Source organism: Streptomyces sp. CC208A (assembly GCF_030010625.1).
In the GTDB taxonomy this organism is placed as follows: domain Bacteria; phylum Actinomycetota; class Actinomycetes; order Streptomycetales; family Streptomycetaceae; genus Streptomyces.
Window position 1 is genome coordinate 1 of sequence record NZ_JASCXN010000077.1, and the last position, 4,002, is coordinate 4,002.

Annotated in this window: 6 protein-coding genes and 1 pseudogene; 4 read left to right on the top strand and 3 right to left on the bottom strand. The window is 64.2% G+C overall.

Features of this window, described 5'->3' with window-relative positions; all coding sequences use genetic code 11:
- Together QK442_RS35895 and QK442_RS35900 are read left to right on the top strand one after the other, a co-directional pair.
- Positions 1-364 (top strand): hypothetical protein (locus QK442_RS35895; RefSeq protein WP_282698337.1); only part of this gene is annotated, 364 nt, incomplete at its 5' end.
- 145 nt (positions 365-509) lie between these two features.
- Positions 510-602 (top strand): annotated as a pseudogene (locus QK442_RS35900) (IS5/IS1182 family transposase); the annotation flags it as partial.
- 70 nt (positions 603-672) lie between these two features.
- Here QK442_RS35900 and QK442_RS35905 read toward each other — a convergent pair.
- The gene (locus tag QK442_RS35905; RefSeq protein ID WP_282698338.1) at positions 673-2,052 is read right to left on the bottom strand and encodes a hypothetical protein; all 1,380 of its coding nucleotides are present in this window, start codon (positions 2,050-2,052) and stop codon (positions 673-675) included.
- A gap of 19 nt (positions 2,053-2,071) precedes the next feature.
- Here QK442_RS35905 and QK442_RS35910 point away from each other — a divergent pair, with 19 nt between their 5' ends.
- Both QK442_RS35910 and QK442_RS35915 read left to right on the top strand, forming a co-directional pair.
- On the top strand, positions 2,072-2,233 hold the full coding sequence (locus tag QK442_RS35910) for a hypothetical protein (protein WP_282698339.1): 162 nt from the start codon (positions 2,072-2,074) through the stop codon (positions 2,231-2,233).
- Positions 2,230-2,583: a hypothetical protein gene (locus tag QK442_RS35915; protein ID WP_282698340.1), complete on the top strand. Its 354-nt coding sequence runs from the start codon at positions 2,230-2,232 to the stop codon at positions 2,581-2,583. The genes QK442_RS35910 and QK442_RS35915 overlap by 4 nt, the downstream gene beginning before the upstream one ends.
- A 42-nt stretch (positions 2,584-2,625) precedes the next feature.
- On the opposite strand, the gene QK442_RS35920 is transcribed toward QK442_RS35915, so the two are convergent.
- Together QK442_RS35920 and QK442_RS35925 are read right to left on the bottom strand one after the other, a co-directional pair.
- Positions 2,626-3,189, bottom strand: a complete 564-nt coding sequence (locus QK442_RS35920; protein ID WP_282698341.1) for an SLATT domain-containing protein — start codon at positions 3,187-3,189, stop codon at positions 2,626-2,628.
- The coding region (locus QK442_RS35925; protein ID WP_282698342.1) for a nucleotidyltransferase domain-containing protein at positions 3,179-4,002 on the bottom strand (824 nt) is incomplete at its 5' end. The genes QK442_RS35925 and QK442_RS35920, both read right to left, overlap by 11 nt.

Consider the following 4,002-nt stretch of genomic DNA (forward strand, 5'->3'; position numbering starts at 1 on the left):
TGCGCATCTGGTGGATTCGAGGCGGTTGGACGACTTCTCACGGGCCGTGAACTACCTGGAGAGCGATCCTGTGATCTCAGACCTTGGCCAGGTCCTGGAGGACATGAAGAAGCTGGTGGAGGCCAAGAGGGAAACGCTGTCCTTCATCGCCGAAGCGAACCGAGGGCTCGCGGAAGCGAAGAATTCCCTCGTCAAGCTGGACGTGGTGGCCCTCGCGGAGAGGTATCACCGGCAGGAGGAGCAGAGTAGACGGCAGTACACCGCGAAGCTGAAGAAGCTGGAGCAGGAGCTTCAGGACTGGAAGACCCGATGCATGTACGCGGTTGCCATCGCAGTGATCGCCGTTTTCCTGTGGGTGCGCTGAACGCTAGTCAGAAGTTCGTGAGCTTGTGGCGCAGTACGTCCCGCGCGACCAGGTCGTGCTTTCAATTGCGGCGGCGCCCATCCCCTGCTTGTTGCGTCCTCCGGCCGACATCGATCGGGGGCAGACCTGGCAGTCGGCGTCGGGGAGGATCCTCCGCGACTGTTGCCTCAGGGGAGACGGTGTCCACCACGCAATGCTCGACATCGCCCGTATGCATAACCTTGCCCTCGTTGGATAGGCAAGGGTCGCACGGCGACCCACCTCGCGGTGTCTCGGCGATCATTTACGGGACAAACCCTGAGCCGGTATTACGGGCGCCGATCACGCGGCCAGGCGTTGGCAGCTTCCCCAGGCGGATGCCGCTGAAGCCATTTGCGTGCGGCCTCGTCGCCGAAGCCGTGTGACCGGAGGACTTCAAGGGCGGCTGCTCGCACTTCTCGCGCTTTGTCTACGAGGTTCAGGTGGGCCTTCATGCGCGCCACCACGTCGTCGTAGTCGTAGTCATAGCGGCCGTTGACCTTCTCTGCGAACAACGGCAGGAGTTTGTAGTAGCGACGTTCGCTGATTCCGACTTGTGTCCACGGGTACCGGTCCGGGGCCTCGCTCTTCCGGTACTGCATGACTGCGATGCTCGCCTTCCGGCGCACGTACCGACGAGTCGCCTCCGCGCCCCGCGCCGGATCGAATCCGGGGTGGATCAGTTGTTCGAGCAGTGTTGCGGCGGCAGAGACTCTGTCTGGGGCATGGGTCTCACGCTGGATGCGATCGACCTGCCGGGGGTACGCCATCGCGACGGCAGTCGCCAGCGCCGGCTCGTCGCCCTCGATGTAGCCATGCCAGTAGCCCTTCAAGACCACCTGGCACGCGATCTCGTAAGACGTCGAGGCAGGGTCGACGGTGATGGTCGGTATGCCGTGACCGTGGATAGCCTTCGCGAGCCCTCTCCATGGCCGATCGATAGGACGCTGAACCTGTTCGGTCCAAATGCGTGCCGTGAATGCCCAGTCTGCCGGGTGTCGCGTGATCGGGGCCACGATCAGGATGGCCTCGACGGCTGCAAGCGGAGGGATCTGTCCGCCGGCATTCTCCTTGTCCAATAGCGGCTCGATAAGCCGCCCTTCGTCCTCGGTATCGCTGGTCACCCAGATGAGACGCCGGGCGATTTGGATCCACCATCCGTTGATAGCGACCCCGAGAATCGGGACGTAAAAGCGAACGGCAGGGTCCATAATGCGGTGAAATAGATCTTTTCTTTGCTCACGGTCTACGGACGTGCCCAGCCAGCGGAGGACATGCTCCGCCGACAGCCGCCCCGTCTGTGATGCCCCGGCGACGAGTTGGCCGGCAATCCAGAGCGCGTCCGCCGCACGCGCGGCACTCGGGCCAGGGCTAGGCAGGGGTGAGACCTGCAGGACGGTCGCAATCTGGCCGTCCACCGGGTCAGGGACCTCCCATGCACCCGCCCCTCGTTCCATCGAGCCGACCTGCATGTCTGGGATGTCTACGAAGGGCAAGCCGTTGGGCTCTATGGCTGAGGTCGTTCGGCGCAGCGGCTGGAAGGTACGGCCCGAGAGAACGTCAATCTCACGGCCGGCTCGGACGAGCATGTCCGTCAGCACCTGGCGGTCTGGGCTACCGCCGATCAGCTTCACGGCCTCGTCGACAAGGCCCTCAGACCAATGTCCCATACGGGCAGTATACGAGGGCATGGAGAACAAGAATCCCGGCCTTAAGCGGCTGTGGGACACCAGAAAACTCGCGGTCCCGCCGTCGATCATCGCCGACTGGGCTCGTGGCCGCGAGGAGGAAGCCCGCAAGGCAGCGGCCCGCAATGCCCGCAGGGAATGCAAGAAGGAGGCGGCCCGATGAGCACATCAGTTCAGCAGCCGGCCGCATCCCCCGCGCCGCCCCCGTCCGGTCCGAACGGCCGGCGGATGCTGGGCGGGACCGTCCTCGGCGGCGGGGGCGCCATCGGCGTGCTCGCCTTCGCGGGGGCCCCGTGGTGGGTGGTGGCCGTCGCCGTCGTCCTCACGATCACCGCAGCCTTCGGCATCCTCATTGCGTTGGTGCTTATGCCGTCGGACTCCGAGCACAAACGGGACCTGTGGCTGGCCGCCATGCGGTACCGAGACCGGCGCTCCGAGCGTACCGAGCAGCGCAAGGTGCCCGCCCCGCGGAAGCCCCGGAATGGCGTCCACCGGCACGGCCGCACCGAATAGGAACCCGCCCGTGATCCGCCCGTCAGGACACAGGGGCGGGAATCAGGACGTGCGAAGTGCTTCCGGGAGGAAGCGGTCGATCTCTGAGCTGCTGAACGTCATGTCCTCGTCGATCTGCAGGGCTCGCTGCGCGGCCCGGTAGGCGCTACTCGATGTGTCCGGTGCCAGCCGGTAAACGTGGTTCAGCTTCTCGAGCAGCTCGTCTCTGCGGCGAGGTATGTCCACGGATTGCGGGTCGGTCTGTATGTCGGTGAGCAGGTGCAGATACAGCTCCCGGATGTACCAGAGCTCCTTGGCGGCGGCACGGTGCTGCTCGGCGACCTTCTCCGGGGTGAAGCTCAGCTGGAAGATGGTGAAGGCCAGTGCCAGCGCGGAGGCTCCGCTACTGATGTAGAGAAGGAGCTGCTTGTTCGTGATCACCGAGGCGAGCAGTGTCCCGGACGTCAGCGTCACGAGGGTGATGTTGACCCACTTGGCCTTGTCCGCCTTGGCGGCTTCCAGCTCGCGGGCCTTCTCGTGGGCCTTGTGCGTGTAGACGACGCGGCCGAAGGCTTCCCGGATCGCCTGCACGTTCGCCGTATGCCCGGTGCCCTGACTAGAATTCATACTGCTCTCCGAAGATCTTGCGCCACTCCAGTGCGGCTTCGATGTGCCGATCCTCGGACTCGAACTGGCATGCCTTGACCGCTCGGGCGTGGGCGCTGTTCGCCCTGCTGAGCCAGGCGTCACCGTAGTGCTTGAACTCGCTGGTGCCAGGGATCAGTCGGGAATGGTTGGCCTTCTTGGTCAGTTCGGCGAAGAAGTCGCGGACCATCCAGTCGTAGTAGGTCGTGGACTCGCGGGCGTGGGCCCAAGTCTGCAGGAACGCGACGCTTTCCAGCTCCAGGACCAGTGACTTGATGGGTACAGAGCAATAGTCCTGCCAAAGCTTCATCATCTGGATGAGGTTGCGGGTGTTGCCGTTGGTCCGGGAGTCCGATTCGGCGATGTGGGCGATCTCGGCGTGGTGATCAACGTGTTGCCAGCTTCCCCCGTTGTGGGTGTTGGGCACGATCATCCCGCCGCCCTGTCTGCGCCATCCGGGCAGAAGCTCCACCCTGTGCCTGGTGGAGAACTCGACGACCACGACCTGGCCGTCACCTCGGATCTCGGTACGTGGGTAGCGGTCGAGGAGCAGCCCCTTGATCTCCTGGAGGAGGGCCGACTGACCGTTGTACCTGTACCCAGTGAAGCGCGTGTGCTCGTGGACGGGCAGGAAGAACAGCAGGTCGACATCTCGCGGCGGATTGACGGCCGTGCCCTTCCCGTACGAACCGACGACCATCCGCCAGCCGTCCGTGTACTCGGCGTTGCTGTAGTACCCGTGCAGTTTGCGGGCGATAGCGTTGACGCTGGTCAGAGCATTCGTGTGATGCTCTT

What these genes read in the sequence shown, in the direction of transcription:
- QK442_RS35905 (WP_282698338.1), bottom strand. Translation starts at nt 2,052, where the DNA reads ATGGGACATTGGTCTGAGGGCCTTGTCGACGAGGCCGTGAAGCTGATC.
- QK442_RS35910 (WP_282698339.1), top strand. Translation starts at nt 2,072, where the DNA reads ATGGAGAACAAGAATCCCGGCCTTAAGCGGCTGTGGGACACCAGAAAA.
- QK442_RS35915 (WP_282698340.1), top strand. Translation starts at nt 2,230, where the DNA reads ATGAGCACATCAGTTCAGCAGCCGGCCGCATCCCCCGCGCCGCCCCCG.
- QK442_RS35920 (WP_282698341.1), bottom strand. Translation starts at nt 3,189, where the DNA reads ATGAATTCTAGTCAGGGCACCGGGCATACGGCGAACGTGCAGGCGATC.